Annotated in this window: 20 protein-coding genes; 19 read left to right on the plus strand and 1 reads right to left on the minus strand. The window is 53.2% G+C overall.

Going from position 1 to position 21,690, the window contains the following annotated elements; genetic code table 11:
- Nucleotides 1–245: 245 nt before the first annotated feature.
- The 11 genes from rpoE (at nt 246) to acpS (ending at nt 9,273) form a co-directional block, all read left to right on the plus strand.
- Complete coding sequence (rpoE, locus tag LN341_RS02500; protein ID WP_027253576.1) at nt 246–824, plus strand: RNA polymerase sigma factor RpoE; 579 nt, start codon at nt 246–248, stop codon at nt 822–824.
- Between the two features lie 24 nt (nt 825–848).
- Nucleotides 849–1,490 (plus strand): sigma-E factor negative regulatory protein, encoded by a 642-nt coding sequence (locus LN341_RS02505; RefSeq protein ID WP_234203974.1) that lies wholly within the window; start codon nt 849–851, stop codon nt 1,488–1,490.
- A 14-nt stretch (nt 1,491–1,504) separates the two neighbouring features.
- A complete protein-coding gene (rseB, locus tag LN341_RS02510) occupies nt 1,505–2,476 on the plus strand; it encodes a sigma-E factor regulatory protein RseB (protein ID WP_046222272.1) in 972 nt (323 codons plus the stop codon).
- Nucleotides 2,473–2,985, plus strand: a complete 513-nt coding sequence (locus LN341_RS02515) for a SoxR reducing system RseC family protein (protein WP_046222273.1) — start codon at nt 2,473–2,475, stop codon at nt 2,983–2,985. The genes rseB and LN341_RS02515 overlap by 4 nt, the downstream gene beginning before the upstream one ends.
- A 73-nt stretch (nt 2,986–3,058) precedes the next feature.
- On the plus strand, nt 3,059–4,855 hold the full coding sequence (gene lepA, locus LN341_RS02520) for a translation elongation factor 4 (protein ID WP_234203975.1): 1,797 nt from the start codon (nt 3,059–3,061) through the stop codon (nt 4,853–4,855).
- Between the two features lie 99 nt (nt 4,856–4,954).
- Nucleotides 4,955–5,854, plus strand: a complete 900-nt coding sequence (gene lepB, locus LN341_RS02525; RefSeq protein WP_234203976.1) for a signal peptidase I — start codon at nt 4,955–4,957, stop codon at nt 5,852–5,854.
- A 10-nt stretch (nt 5,855–5,864) separates the two neighbouring features.
- A complete protein-coding gene (rnc, locus tag LN341_RS02530) occupies nt 5,865–6,539 on the plus strand; it encodes a ribonuclease III (RefSeq protein WP_234203977.1) in 675 nt (224 codons plus the stop codon).
- Nucleotides 6,536–7,441: a GTPase Era gene (era, locus tag LN341_RS02535; protein WP_046222277.1), complete on the plus strand. Its 906-nt coding sequence runs from the start codon at nt 6,536–6,538 to the stop codon at nt 7,439–7,441. Before rnc ends, era begins: the two co-directional genes overlap by 4 nt.
- A gap of 8 nt (nt 7,442–7,449) precedes the next feature.
- Nucleotides 7,450–8,160 carry a DNA repair protein RecO gene (recO, locus tag LN341_RS02540; protein WP_234203978.1) on the plus strand — a complete coding sequence of 237 codons (711 nt, stop codon included), beginning with the start codon at nt 7,450–7,452 and terminating at the stop codon, nt 8,158–8,160.
- The gene (gene pdxJ / locus LN341_RS02545) at nt 8,157–8,888 is read left to right on the plus strand and encodes a pyridoxine 5'-phosphate synthase (protein WP_046222279.1); all 732 of its coding nucleotides are present in this window, start codon (nt 8,157–8,159) and stop codon (nt 8,886–8,888) included. The genes recO and pdxJ overlap by 4 nt, the downstream gene beginning before the upstream one ends.
- Nucleotide 8,889: 1 nt before the next feature.
- Entirely contained in the window at nt 8,890–9,273 is a 384-nt protein-coding gene (gene acpS, locus LN341_RS02550; protein ID WP_046222280.1) for a holo-ACP synthase, read from the plus strand.
- 76 nt (nt 9,274–9,349) lie between these two features.
- On the opposite strand, the gene barA is transcribed toward acpS, so the two are convergent.
- Nucleotides 9,350–12,118, minus strand: coding sequence for a two-component sensor histidine kinase BarA (barA, locus tag LN341_RS02555; RefSeq protein WP_234203979.1), 2,769 nt, complete (start codon nt 12,116–12,118; stop codon nt 9,350–9,352).
- 156 nt (nt 12,119–12,274) lie between these two features.
- Between barA and rlmD the strand changes: the two genes are divergently transcribed.
- The 8 genes from rlmD (at nt 12,275) to ispF (ending at nt 21,675) form a co-directional block, all read left to right on the plus strand.
- Nucleotides 12,275–13,612, plus strand: coding sequence for a 23S rRNA (uracil(1939)-C(5))-methyltransferase RlmD (gene rlmD / locus LN341_RS02560; protein ID WP_234204841.1), 1,338 nt, complete (start codon nt 12,275–12,277; stop codon nt 13,610–13,612).
- 75 nt (nt 13,613–13,687) lie between these two features.
- Entirely contained in the window at nt 13,688–15,913 is a 2,226-nt protein-coding gene (relA, locus tag LN341_RS02565) for a GTP diphosphokinase (protein ID WP_046222283.1), read from the plus strand.
- Nucleotides 15,914–15,991: 78 nt separating this feature from the next.
- Nucleotides 15,992–16,804: a nucleoside triphosphate pyrophosphohydrolase gene (gene mazG, locus LN341_RS02570; protein ID WP_120513278.1), complete on the plus strand. Its 813-nt coding sequence runs from the start codon at nt 15,992–15,994 to the stop codon at nt 16,802–16,804.
- 169 nt (nt 16,805–16,973) lie between these two features.
- Nucleotides 16,974–18,617 (plus strand): CTP synthase, encoded by a 1,644-nt coding sequence (locus LN341_RS02575; protein ID WP_046222285.1) that lies wholly within the window; start codon nt 16,974–16,976, stop codon nt 18,615–18,617.
- Between the two features lie 80 nt (nt 18,618–18,697).
- Entirely contained in the window at nt 18,698–19,999 is a 1,302-nt protein-coding gene (gene eno, locus LN341_RS02580; protein WP_046222286.1) for a phosphopyruvate hydratase, read from the plus strand.
- Between the two features lie 187 nt (nt 20,000–20,186).
- Nucleotides 20,187–20,468 carry a cell division protein FtsB gene (ftsB, locus tag LN341_RS02585; protein WP_046222287.1) on the plus strand — a complete coding sequence of 94 codons (282 nt, stop codon included), beginning with the start codon at nt 20,187–20,189 and terminating at the stop codon, nt 20,466–20,468.
- Between the two features lie 38 nt (nt 20,469–20,506).
- Nucleotides 20,507–21,202 (plus strand): 2-C-methyl-D-erythritol 4-phosphate cytidylyltransferase, encoded by a 696-nt coding sequence (ispD, locus tag LN341_RS02590; RefSeq protein ID WP_046222288.1) that lies wholly within the window; start codon nt 20,507–20,509, stop codon nt 21,200–21,202.
- Nucleotides 21,202–21,675 (plus strand): 2-C-methyl-D-erythritol 2,4-cyclodiphosphate synthase, encoded by a 474-nt coding sequence (gene ispF, locus LN341_RS02595; RefSeq protein ID WP_046222289.1) that lies wholly within the window; start codon nt 21,202–21,204, stop codon nt 21,673–21,675. The genes ispD and ispF overlap by 1 nt, the downstream gene beginning before the upstream one ends.
- Nucleotides 21,676–21,690 lie beyond the last annotated feature (15 nt).

The following is a 21,690-nucleotide window of genomic DNA, read 5'->3' on the forward strand; positions in this document are numbered from 1 at the left end:
TAAAGCTGGGTAAGGCAAATTGCCCCAGACGGTGTTCATCTGCCAGAATGAATGGCAGTTGCACCCGGACGAATGTGCCAGTAAGGTGTGCGGGAACTTTGCGCTTTTTTTGGGGTCAGTAATTCTTTAGGCTTCTATGTCCATAGAATATAAATAGTTCTGAATACAGGATGGGTAAAATGGCTGCATCCGGTTCGGTTCAGAACAGAAATGACCTTGTCACAGACAGAGGAGTACACGCTCGAATGAGCGAGCAGTTAACTGACCAGGCACTGATTGAGCGAGTACAACGAGGGGACAAGCAAGCCTTTAATTTACTGGTCGTCAAGTACCAGAATAAGGTTTGCAACCTGATTGCCCGATATGTTGGCAATTCCGGTGATGTGCCGGATGTGGCGCAGGAAGCCTTTATCAAAGCTTACCGTGCGCTACCGTCTTTTCGTGGGGAAAGTGCATTTTATACTTGGCTGTATCGTATCGCCGTGAACACGGCTAAAAATTATTTGGTTGCTCAGGGACGTCGCCCGCCGGCGACAGACGTGGATGCGGAAGATGCCGAGTACTATGAAAATGGCAGTGCATTAAAAGAAATTTCGAACCCTGAGAACCAAATGTTGTCTGATGAATTGAAGCGGGTGGTATTCAGTACCATAGAAAGCCTCCCGGATGATTTGAAAACTGCAATTACGCTTCGCGAACTTGAAGGATTGAGTTACGAGGAAATTGCGGAAGTCATGGGCTGTCCGGTGGGTACGGTACGTTCCCGTATTTTCCGGGCTCGGGAGGCGGTAGAAAAACGTATTGCCCCCCTAATGCAGCGCTAATATTTGGGCCAAACGGTGACAAAGATGGCTGATAAAGAAAAGATTTCGGCTTTGCTTGATGGTGAAGACGTTGATCAAAGTATCATTAACCAGCTTTTGGTGGATGATCATGCAAAGCAAAGCTGGCAAGCTTATCAATTGATGAGCGATGTGATGCACGGTGAGGCGCCAGGGCATCCTAAATGGGATATCGCCGGAAAAGTGGCGATGGCGCTCGAGAATGAACCCGCGCACAGTCTGGCTGACGCCGGTAGTGTCGTGGCGGCGAATGTGGTGTCTCTGCCGCAGGTGGAGCAACCTAAGCCCCATCAGGCTCGCCGCACCCTGCCAGCCTGGCTGACACAATTTGGTCAGGTGGCTTTAGCGGCCTGTGTTTCTTTGGCAGTGATAGTCGGCGTACAACAATATAACGGTGGTGAAGAGGCTGGGTTCGCGAGTGATGCGAATACTCAGGTGCCTGTTTTACAGACCATTCCTTTTGCCGGCACTGCTGAACCTGTCAGCCTGACGCGCGATTCTGTTCGGACCCGGACTGAATCGCCAAGCGAAGCACAACTGATGGAACAAAGACGTCGCATTAATGCGATGTTGCAGGACTATGAGTTGCAACTGCGCCTGAATGCGGAAGACGGCAGTCTGGATAGAACCCTGTTGGAATCACACTGATTCGTGGCGGTGATATGAAGAAAATTCTGGTCGGTGCTCTGACACTGGTCAGCTTGGCTATGCCTTGGCAAGCCTCTGCGGAAGAAGACGCGATGACTTCTGCAGAGGCTTTGTTGCATCAAATGGATCAGGCAACCAGGCAGTTGAGCTATGAGGTGTCTTATATCCTCATCAAGAAAAACAGTATTGAACCCTTACGCTATCGCCATGCGGTAGAAGACGGGGAGACTTTTGCACACCTGGTTTACCTCAGCGGCCCGCCGCGTGAGGTGATTCAGCGTGGCAAAGAAGTCAGTTATTTTGAGCCCGGGCTGGACCCCTTTACGATCGACAGCAATCGTATGGTCGCCCCTTTGCCACCAATTATGCGCACCAACGTGGCTGAGCTGGCCCAGTTTTATGACTTCATTCCCATGGGACGCTCCCGTGAAGCGGGGACTGCCTGTGATGTGGTACGGATTGCACCCAAAGACGGCGCCCGCTATTCCTACCTGTTGTGGATGGACACCCGTACGCATTTAGTCTTGCGGGCTGATCTGCTGGATCGGGACGGTGAGCCTTTAGAGCAGTACCGGGCTGTGTCGTATGTTGTGAATGAGAAAGTCGCCGATATTCTGGAAAGTCTCAAATCAGTTAAGTTGCCTGAGGTGGTTCAGTTACCGCCACAGCCCCAGGTGGAGTTGTCCTGGCAGGTCGACTGGCTGCCGCTGGGCTTTGAGAGTATTTCGCATAACAGGCACCGTCTGATGCTGACTGAGCGTCCGGTTGAAAGCCAGATGTACACGGATGGGCTGTTTAGTTTCTCAATTTATGTCTCGGCCGCAGATGGCTTCAGTGTGCGTGAGCAACTGGTTCGCCAGGGGCGTCGTACGCTGCACAGCCAGTTACTGAAAGACAAAGAGATCACGGTTGTCGGTGACATACCGCCGGCAACGGCGCGCCGGGTGGCTGAGTCGGTCTCTTTTCAGGGAGCCAGGCAGCCATGATGCATTCACTGGCCACAGTGGTGGCCGTTGATAAAAAGCAGATCACCGTGAGTTGTCAGCAGCAAACCAGCTGCGGCTCCTGTGCCTCGCAAAACAGCTGTGGCACAGGTGTGGTCAGCAAAGTTTTGCCTGGTCGCCAGCATCAGCTGACGGTATCGACAGCGCATATTCGTGAGCCCATTCATATTGGACAACTGGTCGAAATCGGATTATCTGAGCGCAGTGTACTGCAATCGGCGCTGTTGGTTTACGTGCTGCCGTTAGTCACTTTGTTACTGGGGACTTTGCTGGGCCAGTGGTGGTTTGTCGAACTGGCCGGTGGCGGCGAAGGCGGTGTGATAGCTGGCGCCCTTGCAGGCGGAGCGCTGGGGCTGCTGATTGCGCGATACCGTGCCAGAGGATTATCGGCTCAGGGCGATTATCAACCCAGCCTGATCCGGGTGCTCGGAAAGCCTGTCACACAAGGGCTGGAAACAAATGCATTATCGAAAGATAGCAGCAGCCGTTGAAATTCGGTAGAATCTGCCAACTTGATCGTAAGATCCCATTCATTTTTTAATCACGAGTTAGTCACGCCAATTCATGAAGCACATTCGTAACTTTTCGATTATTGCACATATCGACCACGGTAAGTCGACGTTATCTGACCGCTTGATTCAAGTCTGCGGTGGCCTTTCCGATCGTGAAATGGCTGCGCAGGTACTGGATTCAATGGATCTGGAACGTGAACGTGGCATCACCATCAAGGCCCAGAGCGTGACGCTCAATTACACGGCAAAAGATGGTGAAACCTATCAACTGAACTTTATCGACACCCCGGGACACGTCGACTTTTCCTATGAAGTTTCCCGTTCTCTGGCGGCCTGTGAGGGTGCGCTGCTGGTGGTCGATGCCGGTCAGGGCGTGGAAGCCCAGACACTGGCGAACTGTTATACCGCGATTGAAATGGATCTGGAAGTTGTGCCGATCCTGAACAAGATCGATCTGCCAGCTGCTGATCCTGAGCGTGTTGCGGAAGAGATTGAAGAAATCGTCGGTATTGATGCGTTAGAAGCCACGCGCTGCTCCGCCAAAACTGGTCTGGGGGTTGACGAGGTGCTGGAAAATATCGTGCGCTCGATCCCTGCGCCGGAAGGCGATCCGGATGCGCCGCCGCAGGCGCTGATCATTGACTCCTGGTTCGATAACTACCTGGGTGTTGTTTCTCTGGTCCGCATTAAAAACGGTGCCCTGAAGAAAAACGACAAGATCAAAGTCATGAGCACAGGACAGAGTTGGAATGTTGACCGTATCGGTATCTTTACCCCGAAACAGGTGGATAAAGACATTCTGAAAACGGGCGAAGTGGGCTGGGTGGTCTGTGGTATTAAAGATATCCTGGGCGCGCCGGTGGGCGATACCCTGACACTGGCCAAGAACGGCTGTGAAAAGGCGCTGCCAGGCTTTAAGAAAGTGAAACCTCAGGTGTATGCCGGCCTGTTCCCGGTCTCGTCTGACGATTATGAGAACTTTCGTGATGCACTGGGCAAGCTGAGCCTGAATGATGCTTCGCTGTTCTATGAGCCGGAAAGCTCGGCTGCGCTGGGCTTTGGCTTCCGTTGTGGTTTCCTGGGCATGTTGCACATGGAAATCATTCAGGAGCGTCTGGAGCGTGAATACGATCTGGATCTGATCACCACAGCACCGACGGTTGTGTATGAGGTGAAGAAGAGTAACGGCGACATGCTGTATGTTGACAGCCCGGCCAAACTGCCGCCTATCAATGATATTGAAGTCATTGGTGAGCCGATTGCCCGCTGTAACATTCTGGTGCCAAGCGAATATCTGGGTAACGTGATCACACTGTGTGTGGAAAAACGTGGCTCTCAGGTCGACATGGTGTACCACGGTAACCAGGTGGCACTGACGTATGATATTCCGATGTCAGAAGTGGTTCTGGATTTCTTCGACCGTCTGAAATCGACATCACGCGGCTATGCATCTCTGGATTATGGTTTCCAGCGTTATCAGGAATCCGACATGGTTCGGGTGGATATCCTGCTCAATGGTGACCGTGTTGATGCATTGGCGATTATTACTCACAAAGACCATGCGCAATCCCGTGGTCGTGATGTGGTTGAGAAAATGAGAGAGTTCATTCCTCGCCAGATGTTTGATATTGCGATTCAGGCAGCGATCGGTAACCACATTATTGCTCGCTCGACCGTGAAACAGCTACGCAAAAACGTTATCGCCAAGTGTTACGGTGGTGACGTGAGCCGTAAGAAAAAGCTGCTGCAGAAGCAGAAAGAAGGTAAAAAGCGAATGAAGCAGATCGGCAATGTCGAACTGCCGCAGGAAGCCTTCCTGGCCATACTGCATGTAGGTAAAGACAAATAATTCGAGTCCGCCTTCCGCCGCATTATGCGGCGGAATGGTTAGGGTCTTCCGACCCTGAGAGACCATGAAACATTCATCATAGGGACATTAGGAACAGCAATGGCAAATCTGTTTTCGTTAATTTTAGTGCTGGCAACCCTAGTGACCGGGGTTATCTGGGCACTGGACCGGTTTATCTGGGCACCGAAACGTCAGCTGAAAATTGATGCGGCGGCGGCAAATGCCGGTGGTCAGGTGGATGCTAAAACCTTAGAAGCCGTTGCGCCTCAGCCTGGCTGGGTCGAGTCCACCAGCTCCATGTTCCCTGTGATTGCGATTATCATGGTGTTTCGCTCGTTTATTTATGAGCCGTTCCAGATCCCATCCGGTTCGATGATGCCAACCTTGCTGGTTGGTGATTTCATTCTGGTTGAAAAATTTGCTTATGGTCTGCGCGATCCTGTTTTCCGTCATAAACTGGTGGAAACTGGCGAACCTGAGCGCGGAGACATTGCCGTCTTTAAATACCCGGTCAGTCCTAACGTGGATTACATCAAACGTGTTGTGGGTCTGCCCGGTGATTTAGTCCGCTATAGTGACAATAAGCAGATCTGTATTGCACCCAAAGGCACCACAGAATGTAAACCTGTGATGATGAGCCAAATGCACGACAGTGACTTTGTTCAGAACAGAACCCGGCTGGTTCAGTTTACTGAGCAGCTCGGTGAGGTCAAACATGACATTCTGATCCATCCGCTCAGGCCGAATCAGACGTTTGATTATCAACCGCGTCCGGGTCTGGCTGAGTGGGTGGTTCCTGAGGGTCAGTACTTCGTGATGGGTGACAATCGTGATAACAGTGCCGACAGCCGCTACTGGGGTTTTGTACCGGAAGCAAATCTGGTTGGCAAGGCGGTCGGGATCTGGATCAGCTTTGAATTTGAACGAAGTGCCGATAGTGTACTTCCCTCTTGGATTCCTACCGGTGTGCGCTTCAGCCGCATCGGAGGCATAGACTGATCGGGAAAAAATGACATCTCCTGTACAAAGACTCCAGCGTAAGCTGGGACACGAATTTAAGAACAGTGAATTACTGACCCTGGCGCTCACTCATCGCAGCGCCAACGGGACGCACAATGAGCGTCTGGAGTTTCTGGGTGACTCTATCCTGAGCTTTGTGATTGCCGATGATCTGTATCATCGCTTCCCTAAGGTCGACGAAGGCGACATGAGCCGCATGCGCGCCACGCTGGTCCGGGGCAAAACGCTGGCGGAATTAGGCCGTGAATTCGAGCTGGGTGACCATCTGTTGCTGGGGCCGGGCGAACTGAAAAGTGGCGGTTATCGCCGTGACTCCATTCTGGCAGATTGTGTCGAAGCCATTATCGGGGCAATTTATCTCGACAGTGATATCGAATGTGTCCGCCAGATTGTGTTGCGCTGGTACCAGAGTCGTCTGGATACGATTCAGCCGGGTATCAACCAGAAAGACCCGAAAACCCGTCTGCAGGAATGTCTTCAAGGGCGTCGTTTGCCGCTGCCGGCATATACTGTAACTAAGGTGCAGGGTGAAGCGCACAATCAGGAATTCACTGTACAGTGCGACGTCTCGGGGCTGGATAACCCTGTGGTTGGTAAAGGCGGTAGTCGGCGCAAGGCTGAGCAGGCTGCGGCAGAACTGGCATTGAAGCAGTTAGAATCATGACAGAGAAAACACATTGTGGCTTTATTGCCATCGTTGGCCGTCCGAATGTCGGTAAATCAACACTGCTGAATCGTCTGGTCGGGCAGAAGTTGTCGATCACCTCGCGCAAGCCGCAAACCACTCGCCACCGGATTATGGGTGTGGACACCCGAGATGGTTACCAGGCGGTCTATGTGGATACCCCAGGGCTGCATATCGAGGAAAAGCGCACCATTAACCGCCTGATGAACCGTGCGGCCAGCAGCTCGCTGACCGATGTGGAATTAGTGCTGTTTCTGGTGGACGGCACCATGTGGACGCCGGACGATGAAATGGTGCTCAACAAGCTGGCGAAAAGCGGCCTGCCTGTGGTGCTGCTGGTCAACAAAGTTGATAACGTCAAAATGAAGTACGATCTGTTCCCGCATATGCAGGAGCTGGCGAAAAAAATGGACTTCAAGGCCATTGTCCCGATTGCGGCCAAACACGGCACCGGGATTGATGATGTCGAGAAGATCGTCCGCGATTGTCTGCCGGAAGGGGAGTATTACTTCCCGGAAGAGTATGTGACTGATCGCTCGCAGCGCTTTATGGCCTCGGAAATTATCCGTGAAAAACTGATGCGCTTTACCGGCGAAGAACTGCCCTATTCTGTGACCGTTGAAATTGAACGCTTTGACTACAACCCGGAGACCGATGGTTTTGATATCAACGGCCTGATCCTGGTCGAGCGTAAAGGCCAGAAGAAGATGGTGATCGGCAAAGGTGGCGAGAAGATCAAAACCATTGGCCGCGAAGCCCGTCTGGACATGGAAGATCTGTTCGAGCGCAAGGTGTACCTTGAGCTGTGGGTGAAAGTGAAATCCGGTTGGGCAGATGACGAACGCGCCCTGCGTAGTCTTGGCTATATCGACGATCTTTAAGGACAGCGATGGAAGGGTTGCAGCGCTGTTTTGTTCTGCACTCTCGTCACTACAGTGAGACGAGCCTGATCCTGGACGTCTTCAGCGAAGAGTCCGGCCGGATCACCCTGATGGCTAAAGGTGCCCGCCGTAAGCGCTCCAATCTCAAAGGAGCGCTTCAGCCATTTACCCCACTATTCATGAAATGGACTGGCCGTGGCAGTATGCCGGTGCTGACCCATGCCGAACCTATCAGTATCGGGCTGCCCATGCGCAGCTATATCCTGTATTCCGCCTTGTATGTGAATGAGATCCTGGCCCGGGTGCTGGAAGTTCAGACGCCTTATCCTGCGCTGTTTCTGGATTATCTCAATGTATTGCGGGAGCTTGCTCAGGCAGACAATCCCGAACCGGCATTACGGCGTTTTGAGCTGGCATTGCTGGATCACTTGGGCTACGGGGTGGATTTCCTACATTGTGCAGGCAGCGGGCTGCCTGTTGACGATGAAATGACCTATAACTATCGGGAGCAAAAAGGGTTTATGGCTTCAGTGGTGAGCGGGCAGCTGACGTTTACCGGTCGACAACTCAAAGCCATTGCCGCCCGGCATTTTGAAACCCAGGATCAGCTCAGGGCCGCAAAGCGCTTTACACGCATGGCCCTGAAACCGTATCTTGGCAGCAAACCATTAAAAAGCAGGGAATTGTTTATCCCTAGAGGAAGGAGTACCGCTACATGAAGAATATACTGCTCGGCGTCAATATCGACCACGTTGCAACTTTGCGTAATGCCCGCGGCACCCGGTATCCGGATCCGGTGCATGCAGCAGAAGTGGCAGAACGCGCAGGCGCTGATGGTATTACCATTCATTTACGCGAAGACCGTCGTCATATTACTGACCGCGATGTCCGTATTCTGCGTGACACCATTCAGACGCGTATGAATCTGGAAATGGCAGTGACCGATGAGATGGTGCAAATAGCACTGGACACTCAACCTGAGTTCGTCTGCCTGGTACCGGAAAAGCGCGAAGAGCTGACCACAGAAGGCGGTCTGGATGTGGTGGGTCAGCTGGACAAAGTGAAAGCGGCGACCGAGAAACTCTCTGCTGCAGGTATTCTGGTTTCCCTGTTTATTGATGCCGATCGCGCGCAGATTGATGCCGCGGTGGCCTGTGGCGCACCTTATATTGAGCTACACACCGGCCATTACGCGGATGCGACATCGGAAACTGAGCAACAGGCCGAGCTGAAGAAAATTGCCGCCGCCGCCAGTTACGCCCATGATCAGGGTATCAAGGTCAATGCCGGCCATGGCCTGACTTATCACAATGTCAAACCGATTGCGGCTCTGCCGGAGATTTACGAGCTCAATATTGGTCATGCCATCATCGGTCGCGCCGTGTTTGACGGCCTGCATAAAGCCGTGGCAGACATGAAAGCCGTGATGCTGGAAGCGCGCTGGTAACATGGCGATCGTCGGTCTGGGAACAGACATTGCTGAAATTGCCCGTGTCGAGCATGTACTCGACCGTGCCGGTGAGACGTTTGCCCGGCGGGTACTGACACCTGAAGAGTTAATCATTTTCAGTCAGCATAAGCAGGCTGGCCGCTACCTGGCCAAGCGTTTTGCGGTCAAAGAAGCGGCCGCCAAAGCGTTGGGTACAGGCATTGCCTGTGGTGTTTCGTTTCAGGATTTTATCGTCACCAATAACGAACGCGGTAAGCCAGAGTTAACATTGGCCGGGAAAGCGGCCGAACTGGCCGCGCAGATGGCGGTCCGCCATATTCACCTGACCATTGCCGATGAAAAACACTATGCTGTCGCGACTGTAATCCTGGAAACGGGCTGAGGCAGCGATGTGCATTTCAGGCAATTGAACAAAGGCCAGACGTCAGTCTGGCCTTTTGTTTTCCTGGACTCCGTTGTTACTGCCGGTAGGCCTGTGACGCCCTGACCACATTGTTCATTTCGTCGATTAGCTCGAACAGCTCCGGTTCCAGCTCGGTCGCTGAACTCCCGGCTTTGAGCTGGGTTTCCAGGGTGTAACAGAGGTTTTTCAGTCTTGGCACGCCACTGTAGGCGCAACTGCCATGCAGTTTGTGGATAGACGGCCACAGGTCAATGTCTTTGCCGTCCAGCACTTCATTGACCAGCATTTCCACTTCGGGCATAAAATCGAGCAGCATCTGCAGCATGTCCCGGGCCAGTCCTTCTTTGCCGGCAGCCTGTTTCAACGCCAGATCCCAGTCCCAGCTGACGTTATTGTTCGCTGTATCTGGTTTAACTGTTGGCGCTGCGGAAGCCACTGCAGGTACTGAACTGTTGTTCTGGGGCTGCGGAATCCATTTTGCCAGCATCTGCTGCAAAATCTGCTCTTCAATCGGCTTGGTCAGGTAATCGTCCATCCCGGCACGAAGCAAGCGCTCGCGTTCGCCGGCCATGGCATGGGCGGTGACCGCAATCACGGGCGTATGGCTGTTCAGTGTGGTTTCATGAATCGCCTCGCAAGCTCTGACGCCATCCATCTCAGGCATCTGAATATCCATGAAGATTAAATCAAAGGCTTTCTGCTGCGCGTATTCCACGGCTTTTCGGCCGCCGGTGGCGGTAATCACGGTTTCGACCCGTTCACTGAGCAGGGCGGCGATCAGCTTCAGGTTCGCCGGGTTGTCATCAACCGCCATCACAGTAAGAGGCAGCAGAGCATCGTTCGCGGCAGCCAGTGGCAGTGGCTCAGGCTCTTCCTGCGGATCGGTCTGGCCAATCAAGGCATCGAACAGTTTACGGCGGGCCAGCGGTTTACCCAGGCAAGCTGTCACTCCGGCACTGAGCAAGCGTTCGGACAACGCCAGTTCTGTGGTGGGCAGACATACCAAGACTTTGTCGGCCAGTTGCTCGGCTTTAAAGACTTTATCCAGAATGGTGGCCAGTGGCGGCTGTTCGCCTGGCGACAGGCAGAGCAGGGCAAAGTCGTGATGTTCGACATCGTCCTCCGGCATGTCGGCCCGGTAGGTCACATCTAGCCCGGCTTGCAGCAGGCGTTGCTGCAGCACGTTGGCCGCCTGCAGGTTGGGTTCGATCAGCAGCAGGTGGCGGTTTTTCAGCTCGCTGGTATCAATGGGTTGCGATACCGGCAGATCCGTTTTGGTGAGTTTGAGGGTAAACCAGAAGGTTGAGCCCTGATGCAGACGACTGGTCAGGCTGATTTCGCCCCCCATCTGAGTGACCAGTTTCTGGGTGATCACCAGCCCCAGCCCGGTTCCGCCGTAGCGACGTGAAATACTGGCATCAGCCTGGCTGAAGGCCTGGAATAATTGCGCTTGCTGGCGCTCTGAGATCCCAATCCCGGTATCGCGGACCATAAATTGCAATTCGAGGCTCTCATCGCGATCGGCTTTGAGCTCGACGGCAATGTCGATATTGCCGCGCTCGGTAAATTTCACTGAGTTACCGATCAGGTTGGTCAGCACTTGCTGAATTCGCAGCGGATCGCCAATCAGGCCGGTTGGGATGCGCTGATCAACCCGCAGGGTCAGTTCCAGACCTTTTTCGTGGGCGCTGGGAGCCAGCAGTCGCATGACTTCATCCAGCGAGTCGGTGAAGTCGAACGGAATATTTTCCAGCAGCAGCTTTCCGGCTTCCAGCTTGGAAAAGTCCAGAATGTCATTGATGATAGTCAGCAGGTTGTTGGCGGATTTTTCGATCGTCAGCAGGTAATCGTGCTGACTGGCACTGAGCCGGGTTTTGAGCATCTGGCGGGTAAAGCCGATGACGCCGTTTAGTGGGGTTCGCAACTCATGAGACATATTGGCCAGAAATTCGGATTTGACCCGGGCGGCTTCCTGCGCGCGCTTTTTGGCGATATCCAGCTCGACGTTCTGGATCTCGAGCTGCTCTAAGGTTTCACGCAGATCGGACGTGGCCTGATCGATGCTTTGCTGCATTTCGATGTGGTAGTCCGACAGCGAAATGGCCATGGCATTGATACCGTTTTTCAGGTTATCCAGCTCGCCCAGCAGTTCCCCTTCAATCCGGATATCGAGATGCCCGCGGCGGATCCGGTCCACCACACTGATCATGTGCGAAATCGGGCGGGTGACATCGCGCATCAGGCGATAGGCAAATAAGCCGGACAGGATCAGTCCCAGCAGCAAGACCATCAGCGCCGTAAAGACTTCCTGATACTGCTGCAACCGCAGCGGGCTCATGTCCATTTCAATGGCAATGTAACCCAGCGCTCTGGCCTGAAACCCGGGGGCGGACAGGTTACTTTGCTGGGCTTCTGTCAAAATCGGCGCCCGCATGATCATGGTGCTGTCATTGATGATGATATCAGGCAGGAAGGGGATCGGTTGATCATCGGGAAACATCAGCGCCTCAAAGTTCCGATGGAAATTTGAGGTGACAAACAGCTCATTGTTACCGTCGAACACCGCAATACTGCGTACAATATCGGAATGCTTGCGATGGGCATAGCTGATGGTGCGTCTCACCGCTTCGCGGTTATGGTCGGCCATGCCGTATTCAGTCGCAATCGCCAGCGGTTCGATGATGCTGGCCCCGGTATCAATCAGCTGATGCTCCAGATCACGATAGCGGCTCAATGTGAAAAATGCGCTCAATAGCAGGCCAATGATCAGGGTTGGTGCTAATGTCAGGGTGAAAACCCGGGCGCGAAGTCCGTATTTGGTCATGGTTACAAGAATTCGATTCTGTGGGAGAATTGCTGTCTATGCTGGTCACGCAAGCATGTTCCAGCCCTTAGCTTAATGAATCTTTACCGTAGCGACAATTGATGTCGATCCGGCGTTGCCCTGAAAAGGCGACAAAACACCGTGAGTTACAACATTATGGCACGCTTTTTTAAGCCGACTAAACGAATTGTCAGCGACACCAAACACAAAGAAGTGACGGTTACACGTCTCGACCATCTGGGCGCAGGTATCGCCCATCTTGATCGCAAGCCGGTTTTTATTCCGGGCTTGCTGCCTGATGAGCGTGCGCTGGTTCAGCTCACTGACAATAAAAAACAGTATGCCCGGGCGAAAGTTATCAAACGGCTGACGGACAGTCCTGAGCGCATTACACCTCAGTGTCCTGTTTATGACCAGTGCGGCGGCTGTAACTTGCAACATCTCTCTCATTCTGCCCAGGTATCAGCCAAGCGTCAGTCGCTGGGGGAGCTGATGGCGAAATTTGCGTTGGGCGCTGACAAGGAGACGGCAACAGCATTCGAGCAGGAAGCGCCGGTGACCGGAGAGACGTGGCAGTACAGACGAAGCGCGCGTTTCAGTCTCAGGGTGGAATCCGGTAAAGGGCTGTGTTTCGGTTTTCGCCAGGAGCAGAGCAAAGCCATCGTGGATATTGACCATTGCCCTGTGCTGGCCACTTCGCTGAACGCGCTGCTGCCGCCTTTGCGTGAATTGCTGGCGCAATTGCAGGGCCGCCGGAACCTGGGACATGTTGAGCTGGTCGAAGCCGATAATGGCCCTGTGGTGCTGATCCGGCATCTCAAGCCATTTTCTGACCCGGATATGACGAGAATTCAGCAATTTGCTGACAGTCATCATGTTATGCTTTTCCTCGCTCCGGAACCGGATGAAGTGATCCAGCTCACGGGTGACATGCCCAGCTATACAGTGAACGGCCTGACGCTGCAGTTCTCGCCCAAAGATTTTATTCAGGTCAATCGGACGGTGAATGCCCGGATGATTGCGCAGGCACTGGACTGGCTCGATATTCAGCCGCAGGACAGAGTCCTGGATCTTTTCTGTGGTCTGGGGAATTTCAGTTTGCCGCTGGCGCAGAAAGCACAGCAAGTTGTCGGTGTGGAAGGTGTTGAAGAGATGGTACAGCGGGCCAGTGCCAATGCTGCACTCAATCAGCTGACGAATACAGCTTTCTATCAGGGAAATCTTGAACAGGGCATTGAGTCGTTCAGTTGGGCCAGAGACGGTTTCGACAAAGTGTTGCTGGATCCGGCACGGGCAGGTGCCGCCGGGGTGATGAAAGAAGTGGCAGCGCTATCGCCCAGCCGGATTTTATATGTGTCCTGCAACCCGTCCACACTGGCGCGGGACAGTCAGGTCCTGTTGCTACAGGGCTATCAGTTGCAACGGTTGGGAATGCTGGATATGTTTCCCCATACGGGGCACTTAGAATCTATGGCGCTGTTTATCCGAACCTGATACCAGGCAGAGCCGACGAAGGCCGCTGGAAGTAAACAGGACGCCATCCGTAATCACGCTATACAGGACAGAATCATGGTCGCAGTTCGCGGTGCGCATTTAAAGGAAAACGCTAAATTTGAGTTGGTACCCTGGGTAGAGAGTCTGCTGCAGGATGCTAAAACCTCGGACCGTCTGATCCAAACCTATCAGCGCTGTGAAGCGCATCTGGACAACAAGGAAGCCGCCAGCCAGCTATTGTGGCGTGGCCGGGAGATGGTTGAAATTCTGGTGATGCTCAGTATGGATACCGACACCTTAGTGGCGGCCCTGCTGTTTCCGCTCGTGGAAGCCGGCTTCTATAAGAGTGATGAGATCAAAGAGGAATACGGTCAGACCATTTTGCAAATGGTCAAGGGCGTCAAACAGATGGCGGCGATCAGCCAGCTGAATGCCATCAAAGAAGGCGCGGCGCAATCGGCACAGGTCGATAATATTCGTCGCATGCTGCTGTCGATGGTGGACGACTTCCGCTGCGTGGTGATCAAACTGGCTGAGCGTATTTGTAATCTGCGCGAAGTCAAAGACGAGCCGGACAACGTACGTCGTGCGGCGGCGCGGGAGTGTTCCAATATCTATGCGCCGCTTGCTAACCGTTTAGGGATCGGTCAGCTGAAATGGGAAATTGAAGATTACGCGTTTCGCTACAAACATCCGGACACTTATAAACAGATCGCCAAACAGCTGTCTGAGCGGCGTATCGACCGGGAACACTATATCGACCATTTCGTAAAGGATCTGGACGAGTCGATGAAAGCCTCGAATATCAAGGCTGAAGTACATGGACGTCCTAAGCATATCTACAGCATCTGGCGCAAAATGCAGAAAAAGAATCTCGCCTTTGATGAGCTGTTCGATGTGCGTGCGGTGCGCATTATTGCGGATCAGCTGCAGGACTGCTATGCGGCGTTGGGGGTGGTGCATACCAAATACCGCCACCTGCCTAAAGAATTCGATGACTATGTGGCCAACCCAAAACCTAACGGTTATCAGTCGATCCACACTGTGGTGATCGGCCCGGAAGGCAAAACCATTGAGATCCAGATCCGTACCAAACAGATGCACGAAGAGTCTGAACTCGGGGTCGCCGCGCACTGGAAATATAAAGAATCCGGCACCTCCGCCGGCGCCCATTCCGCCTACGATGAGAAAATCAACTGGCTGCGCAAATTGCTGGCCTGGCAGGAAGAAATGTCCGACTCTGGCGAAATGCTCGAGGAACTGCGCAGTCAGGTCTTCGACGACAGGGTCTATGCCTTTACCCCGAAAGGGGATGTGGTGGACTTGCCCCTGAATGCTACGCCGCTGGATTTCGCCTACCATATTCACTCTGAAGTGGGGCATCGTTGTATCGGTGCCAAAGTGGAAGGGCGGATTGTGCCTTTCACTTATCATCTGCAAATGGGGGATCAGGTCGAAATCATCACCCAGAAAGAGCCGAATCCGTCCCGTGACTGGCTGAATCCGAACCTGGGCTTTGTCAATTCCAGCCGGGCGCGCGCTAAAGTCCATGCCTGGTTCCGCAAGCAGGACAGGGACAAAAACATGGCAGCGGGTCGGGAAATTCTGGAGCAGGAGCTGCAGAAAATCGGCGCCACCATGAAAGATGCCGAGTCCTACGCCCTGAAACGTTTTAACGTGAACTCGACCGATGAGTTGTTCGCCGGGATCGGGAGCGGTGATCTGCGGATCAATCAGGTCATTAACCACATCAATGCGCTGGTCAATAAACCCACAGCGGAAGAAGAAGATCAACAGCTGCTGGAGCGCTTAACCGAAGCGGGCAGCAAAGCCAGCCAGAAAAAACCGCAGCGTGATGCCGTGGTGGTGGAGGGGGTGGATAACCTGATGACCCATCTGGCCCGTTGTTGTCAGCCGATTCCCGGCGATGACATCGTCGGCTTTGTCACCCAGGGACGGGGGATTTCGGTGCACCGCAGCGACTGTGAGCAGCTGGAAGAGCTGCGTCATGTCGCACCGCAGCGGATCATTCATACCGTCTGGGGCGGCAGTTTTGCCGGCCGTTACACGCTGACCGTCCGGGTCACCGCTTCTGAGCGTAACGGCTTGATTAAAGATCTGACCAACACCATGCACAATGAAAAGGTGAAAGTGGCCGGCGTGAAAAGCCGGATCGATTTCAAAAAGCAGATGGCGATTATGGATTTCGATATCGAGCTGACCGATCTCGACAGCCTGGGCAGGCTGATCCTCCGCTTGGAGCAGGTGAAAGATGTCTTTGAAGCCAGACGACTGCACTGATCTCATCCTATCGACAAAACGGGCTCCGGCCCGTTTTGTGCTAAACAACAACCCGATACAGAGCACAGGAAAACCATCATGAGCGACAAGCCCATCAGCACCTTACTTTCTATCATGACGCAGCTGCGCGACCCGCAGCGGGGGTGCCCCTGGGATCTCAAACAGGACTTTGCCTCGATTGTGCCCCATACGCTGGAGGAAGCCTATGAAGTGGCTGATGCCATTGCCGAAGAGAACTGGGGGGATGTGAAGGAAGAGCTGGGCGATCTGTTATTTCAGGTGATCTTTTACAGCCAGCTGGCGAAAGAGCAAGGTTTGTTTGATTTTGATGAAGTGGTCGGCGCGATAAATCATAAACTGATTCGTCGTCATCCTCATGTTTTTGCAGATAAAGATTTCGCCGATGAAGCTGCAATACATGCGAACTGGGAAGCGGAAAAGGCCAAAGAGCGTGCAGAAAAAGGGCAGGATGACAGTATTCTGGCTAATATCCCTAAGGCAATGCCTGCGCTGAACCGGGCCGATAAAATCCAGAAACGTTGTGCCCAGTTTGGCTTCGACTGGCCAACACTGGGGCCGGTCGTTGACAAAGTACAGGAAGAAATTGACGAGGTGATGGAAGAAGCCCATCAGGCGGTACCCAATCAGGAACGCATCGAAGAGGAAGTCGGTGATCTGCTGTTTGCTGTGGTGAACCTGAGCCGTCACCTGAAAGTGAAACCGGAAATGGCCTTGCAGAAAGCGAACCGTAAGTTCGAACGCCGGTTTCGCGAAGTAGAACGCTGTGTGCGGGAACAGGGCAGGTCGATCGACGCTTGTTCCCTGGATGAGCTGGACGCGGAGTGGGAAAAGGTTAAGCGCAAGGAAAAGTCTGTTTCAGCATCAAAGTGAGCACTAACCCGCAAGCGGACTTTTCATCAAAGATAGTGGGCTTGATTTGGAACAAAAAGCGTCTGGGTTTACTGTGATAGTTTTCACGTTGTGGCAATAAAATGTGTCTGGTATACTAATTTCCCGTCCAGATACTTTTTATCCTCTACACCAATCTTCCAGGTTAAACATGACAACGAATTACATTTTTGTGACGGGCGGTGTTGTATCCTCCCTAGGTAAAGGTATTGCTGCAGCCTCACTGGCGGCCATCTTAGAGGCCCGTGGTCTGAAAGTGACCATGATGAAGCTAGACCCTTACATTAACGTTGATCCAGGCACCATGAGCCCGATTCAACACGGTGAAGTATTCGTTACGGAAGACGGTGCAGAGACCGACCTTGACCTTGGTCACTATGAGCGTTTCATCCGGACCAAGATGACCAAGCGCAACAACTTTACCGCCGGCCGTGTCTATGAAGACGTGCTGCGTAAAGAGCGCCGTGGTGACTATCTGGGTGCAACCATTCAGGTTATTCCTCATATTACTAACGCGATTAAAGAGCGTGTGATTGCCGGTGCTGAAGGCCACGACGTCGCGATTGTCGAAGTGGGCGGTACGGTTGGTGATATTGAATCCCTGCCATTTATGGAAGCGATTCGCCAACTGGGCGTGCAACTGGGCCGTGAGCGTGCGATGTTTATGCACCTGACTCTGGTGCCTTACCTGGCCGCGGCCGGCGAAGTGAAAACCAAACCAACTCAGCATTCTGTGAAAGAACTGCTGTCTATCGGTATTCAGCCGGATGTGCTGATCTGCCGTTCTGACCGGATGATCCCGGCCAATGAGCGTGCCAAGATTGCCCTGTTCTGTAACGTGCCGGAAAAAGCCGTTATCTCCATGAAAGACGTTGACTCGATCTACAAGATCCCTCAACTGATCAAGTCGCAGGGGCTGGACGAGCTGGTGTGTCAGCGCTTTGGTATTACCGCTCCGGAAGCTGATTTGAGCGAATGGGAGCGCGTGATTTATGAAGATGCCAATCCGACTGGTGAAGTGACAATTGGTATGGTGGGCAAATACACCGAACTGCCGGATGCGTATAAGTCAGTCAACGAAGCACTGAAGCATGCGGGCCTGAAAAACCGCCTGTCTGTGAATATCAAATATGTCGATTCGCAGGATGTTGAATCAAAAGGCGTAGAAATGCTGGCAGGTCTGGATGCGATTCTGGTACCGGGCGGTTTTGGTGGTCGTGGTGTTGAAGGCAAGATCATGACCGCGCAATATGCGCGTGAAAATAACATCCCTTATCTGGGCATCTGCCTGGGTATGCAAGTCGCATTGATCGAGTTTGCCCGTCATGTGGCGGGTATGAGCGGTGCTCACTCGACGGAATTTGATGCCAAGTCACCATACCCGGTTGTGGGCCTGATCACTGAGTGGGTCGACAGCGACGGTAACGTGGAAGAGCGCACGGAAGAGTCGGATCTGGGCGGTACTATGCGTCTGGGCTCTCAGCTGTGCCACCTGGAAGAAGGCAGCAAAGCCCGTGAAATGTACGGCAGTGCAACCATTCACGAGCGTCACCGTCACCGCTATGAAGTGAACAACAACCTGTTGCCTCAGCTGAAAGAAGCCGGCCTGAAAATCTCTGGTCTGTCTGCGGACAAGAAGTTGGTTGAGATCATCGAAATACCGAACCACCCTTGGTTCGTGGCGGCTCAGTTCCATCCTGAGTTCACCTCAACACCTCGCGATGGCCATCCTTTGTTTGAAGGTTTCGTCAAAGCCGCTGGACAGAACCAGCGTGGTGAGCTAGCCGAGAAATAAGTTACAAACAGCTGTTGCACATGGAGTGCGGCAGCTTTTTTTTCGCTTTTTTAAATCAAAATAAAGCAAGAGGAAACACTATGTCTAAGATCGTTAAAGTTTTGGGTCGTGAAATCATCGACTCACGCGGCAACCCAACCGTGGAAGCTGAAGTTCACCTGGAAGGTGGTTTCGTTGGTATGGCTGCGGCGCCATCTGGTGCATCAACGGGTTCCCGCGAAGCTCTGGAGCTGCGTGACGGCGACAAATCTCGTTTCCTTGGCAAAGGTGTACTGAAAGCCGTTGAAGCGGTGAACGGTCCTATTGCTCAGGCGCTGGTTGGTAAAGACGCGAAAAGCCAAGCGGACATCGACCAAATCATGATCGACCTGGACGGCACCGAAAACAAATCTAAGTTTGGTGCGAACGCTATCCTGGCTGTCTCTCTGGCAAACGCAAAAGCAGCAGCGGCCGCAAAAGGCATGCCTCTGTACGAACACATTGCTGAACTGAACGGCACTCCGGGCCAGTTCTCTATGCCTCTGCCAATGATGAACATCATCAACGGTGGTGAGCACGCAGACAACAACGTCGACATTCAGGAATTCATGATCCAGCCAGTGGGTGCGAAAACCCTGAAAGAAGGTCTGCGTATCGGTGCTGAAGTGTTCCACAACCTGGCAAAAGTACTGAAAGCCAAAGGTCTGAGCACAGCTGTTGGTGACGAAGGTGGTTTCGCACCAAACCTGGAATCCAACGCTGCAGCACTGGCTGCAATCAAAGAAGCGGTTGAAGCGGCAGGTTATGTGCTGGGTAAAGACGTAACGCTGGCGATGGACTGTGCTGCTTCTGAGTTCTACGACAAAGAAGCCGGCAACTATAACATGAAGGGCGAAGGCAAAATCTTCACCTCTGAAGAATTTAACTTCTACCTGCAGGATCTGGCGAACCAGTACCCAATCGTATCGATTGAAGACGGTCTGGACGAGTCTGACTGGGATGGCTTCAAGCACCAGACAGAACTGCTGGGCGATAAACTGCAACTGGTGGGTGACGACCTGTTCGTAACGAACACCAAGATCCTGAAAGAAGGGATTGAGAAAGGCATCGCGAACTCTATCCTGATCAAGTTCAACCAGATCGGCTCTCTGACTGAAACACTGGCAGCGATCAAGATGGCGAAAGATGCAGGCTACACCGCTGTTATCTCTCACCGTTCTGGCGAAACTGAAGATGCAACGATTGCTGATCTGGCAGTGGGTACAGCTGCAGGTCAAATCAAGACCGGTTCTATGAGCCGTTCTGACCGTGTTGCTAAGTACAACCAGCTGATCCGTATTGAGGAAGCGCTGGGCGAGAAAGCACCGTATCACGGTCTGAAAGAAGTGAAAGGTCAGGCATAAGTCTGAAGCTTCACTTGTGTCACTTTGAGTGACCCCGGATGATAAGCCGCTCAACAGAGCGGCTTTTTTCTGTCCGAATGGCGGGTCCGGAACTGGTCACCTAAGGCGCTTTGTGGGATTATTACCGCCTCAGAGGCTGATGAGATAGCCCGTCGACTTGTATTTATCATCCGAGAATGAGGCGAGCATGCGTGTTTTCAGTGCAGTGTTACTGCTGGTATTTGCCTGGCTGCAGTACGAATTCTGGTCCGGTAAGAATGGCATGTCTGATTATATGGCGCTTAAAAACAATGTGGCGTTGCAGCAAAAAGCCAATGCCGAACTGGTTCAGCGTAACCAGCAGATGTATGCCGAAATCAATGATTTGCACCAGGGCTTGGAAGCGGTAGAAGAACGGGCCCGGCATGAGCTGGGGATGATCAAACCCGGCGAAACTTTTTTCCGCATAGTCGGTGACCATTCCCTGTAGGGATCGTCACGCAGCGTTAATTTGACAGTAAACCCATCATGACTCAAACCTTAACCGCAGTCGTACCTGCTGCAGGTGTCGGCAGCCGTATGCAGGCCGACAGGCCGAAGCAGTATCTGGTGATTGCAGGCAAAACGATACTGGAACATACGGTAGACAGCCTGTTACAACACCCGGACATCGGGCGGGTAGTCATCGCAATTAGCGACGGCGATCCTTATTTTCATCAGCTGCCTTTGGCCCGTCGCCCGGAAATCGTCGTGGTATCGGGCGGCAGTGAACGGGCGGATTCAGTGTTTTCCGGCCTGGCCACACTGGCAGACGATGACTGGGTGCTGGTGCATGACGCGGCGCGTCCCTGCCTGCATCAAGATGATTTATCCCGTCTGATTGAACAGGCGCAGCAGCATGCCTTTGGTGCCATACTGGCCGCGCCGGTCCGCGATACCATGAAACGTGGCGATGGCCTGCAGTCTATTGCGTCGACAGTGGATCGTACCGACCTCTGGCATGCACTGACCCCGCAGATGTTTCGGGTCAGACAGCTCAGGGAGGCGATGGTCAAAGCTCTGGCACAGGGGGCGGTGCTCACAGACGAAGCATCAGCACTTGAATTTTGCGGCTTTTCGCCGCGGCTGGTGCCCGGGCGGGCTGATAACCTGAAAGTCACTCAGCCTGAAGATCTGGCACTGGCTGAATTTTACCTGCAGCAACGACAAAAGGAGCAGGCATAATGCGAATCGGACACGGTTTTGATGTACATAAATTTGGTGGTGATGGCCCGGTGATTATTGGCGGGGTGGCCGTGCCTTACGAGCAGGGTCTGATTGCGCATTCTGATGGTGATGTGGCTCTGCATGCCGTCTGTGATGCACTGCTGGGCGCGATCGGTGCCGGTGACATCGGGCGTCACTTCCCGGATACCGATGCGGAGTGGGCGGGGGCAGATAGCCGTCTGCTATTGCGTGACGTGTACGCCAAGGTGAAAGCGAAAGGCTATCGCCTGGGCAATCTGGATGTCACAATTATTGCGCAGGCACCGAAAATGGCGCCCTATATTGAACAAATGTGCCAAACCATTGCCGACGATCTCGACACCACGGTCGATAATATTAATGTAAAGGCCACAACGACTGAACGTTTGGGTTTTACGGGCCGCAAAGAAGGCATCGCCTGCGAAGCGGTTGTTTTGCTGCGCTCGATCTGACGCCGCCCCTTCCTG

This window comes from Photobacterium sp. TLY01, from assembly GCF_021432065.1.
GTDB classification, from domain to species: domain Bacteria; phylum Pseudomonadota; class Gammaproteobacteria; order Enterobacterales; family Vibrionaceae; genus Photobacterium; species Photobacterium halotolerans_A.

Bases quoted from the DNA above. Each gene is read 5' to 3' on its own strand.
- acpS (WP_046222280.1), top strand. From the start codon at position 8,890: ATGGCGATCGTCGGTCTGGGAACAGACATTGCTGAAATTGCCCGTGTC.
- mazG (WP_120513278.1), top strand. From the start codon at position 15,992: ATGAGCGACAAGCCCATCAGCACCTTACTTTCTATCATGACGCAGCTG.
- barA (WP_234203979.1), bottom strand. From the start codon at position 12,118: ATGACCAAATACGGACTTCGCGCCCGGGTTTTCACCCTGACATTAGCA.
- rpoE (WP_027253576.1), top strand. From the start codon at position 246: ATGAGCGAGCAGTTAACTGACCAGGCACTGATTGAGCGAGTACAACGA.
- lepB (WP_234203976.1), top strand. From the start codon at position 4,955: ATGGCAAATCTGTTTTCGTTAATTTTAGTGCTGGCAACCCTAGTGACC.
- ispD (WP_046222288.1), top strand. From the start codon at position 20,507: ATGACTCAAACCTTAACCGCAGTCGTACCTGCTGCAGGTGTCGGCAGC.
- rlmD (WP_234204841.1), top strand. From the start codon at position 12,275: ATGGCACGCTTTTTTAAGCCGACTAAACGAATTGTCAGCGACACCAAA.
- rnc (WP_234203977.1), top strand. From the start codon at position 5,865: ATGACATCTCCTGTACAAAGACTCCAGCGTAAGCTGGGACACGAATTT.
- rseB (WP_046222272.1), top strand. From the start codon at position 1,505: ATGAAGAAAATTCTGGTCGGTGCTCTGACACTGGTCAGCTTGGCTATG.
- eno (WP_046222286.1), top strand. From the start codon at position 18,698: ATGTCTAAGATCGTTAAAGTTTTGGGTCGTGAAATCATCGACTCACGC.
- era (WP_046222277.1), top strand. From the start codon at position 6,536: ATGACAGAGAAAACACATTGTGGCTTTATTGCCATCGTTGGCCGTCCG.
- relA (WP_046222283.1), top strand. From the start codon at position 13,688: ATGGTCGCAGTTCGCGGTGCGCATTTAAAGGAAAACGCTAAATTTGAG.
- LN341_RS02515 (WP_046222273.1), top strand. From the start codon at position 2,473: ATGATGCATTCACTGGCCACAGTGGTGGCCGTTGATAAAAAGCAGATC.
- LN341_RS02575 (WP_046222285.1), top strand. From the start codon at position 16,974: ATGACAACGAATTACATTTTTGTGACGGGCGGTGTTGTATCCTCCCTA.
- pdxJ (WP_046222279.1), top strand. From the start codon at position 8,157: ATGAAGAATATACTGCTCGGCGTCAATATCGACCACGTTGCAACTTTG.
- recO (WP_234203978.1), top strand. From the start codon at position 7,450: ATGGAAGGGTTGCAGCGCTGTTTTGTTCTGCACTCTCGTCACTACAGT.
- ispF (WP_046222289.1), top strand. From the start codon at position 21,202: ATGCGAATCGGACACGGTTTTGATGTACATAAATTTGGTGGTGATGGC.
- lepA (WP_234203975.1), top strand. From the start codon at position 3,059: ATGAAGCACATTCGTAACTTTTCGATTATTGCACATATCGACCACGGT.
- ftsB (WP_046222287.1), top strand. From the start codon at position 20,187: ATGCGTGTTTTCAGTGCAGTGTTACTGCTGGTATTTGCCTGGCTGCAG.
- LN341_RS02505 (WP_234203974.1), top strand. From the start codon at position 849: ATGGCTGATAAAGAAAAGATTTCGGCTTTGCTTGATGGTGAAGACGTT.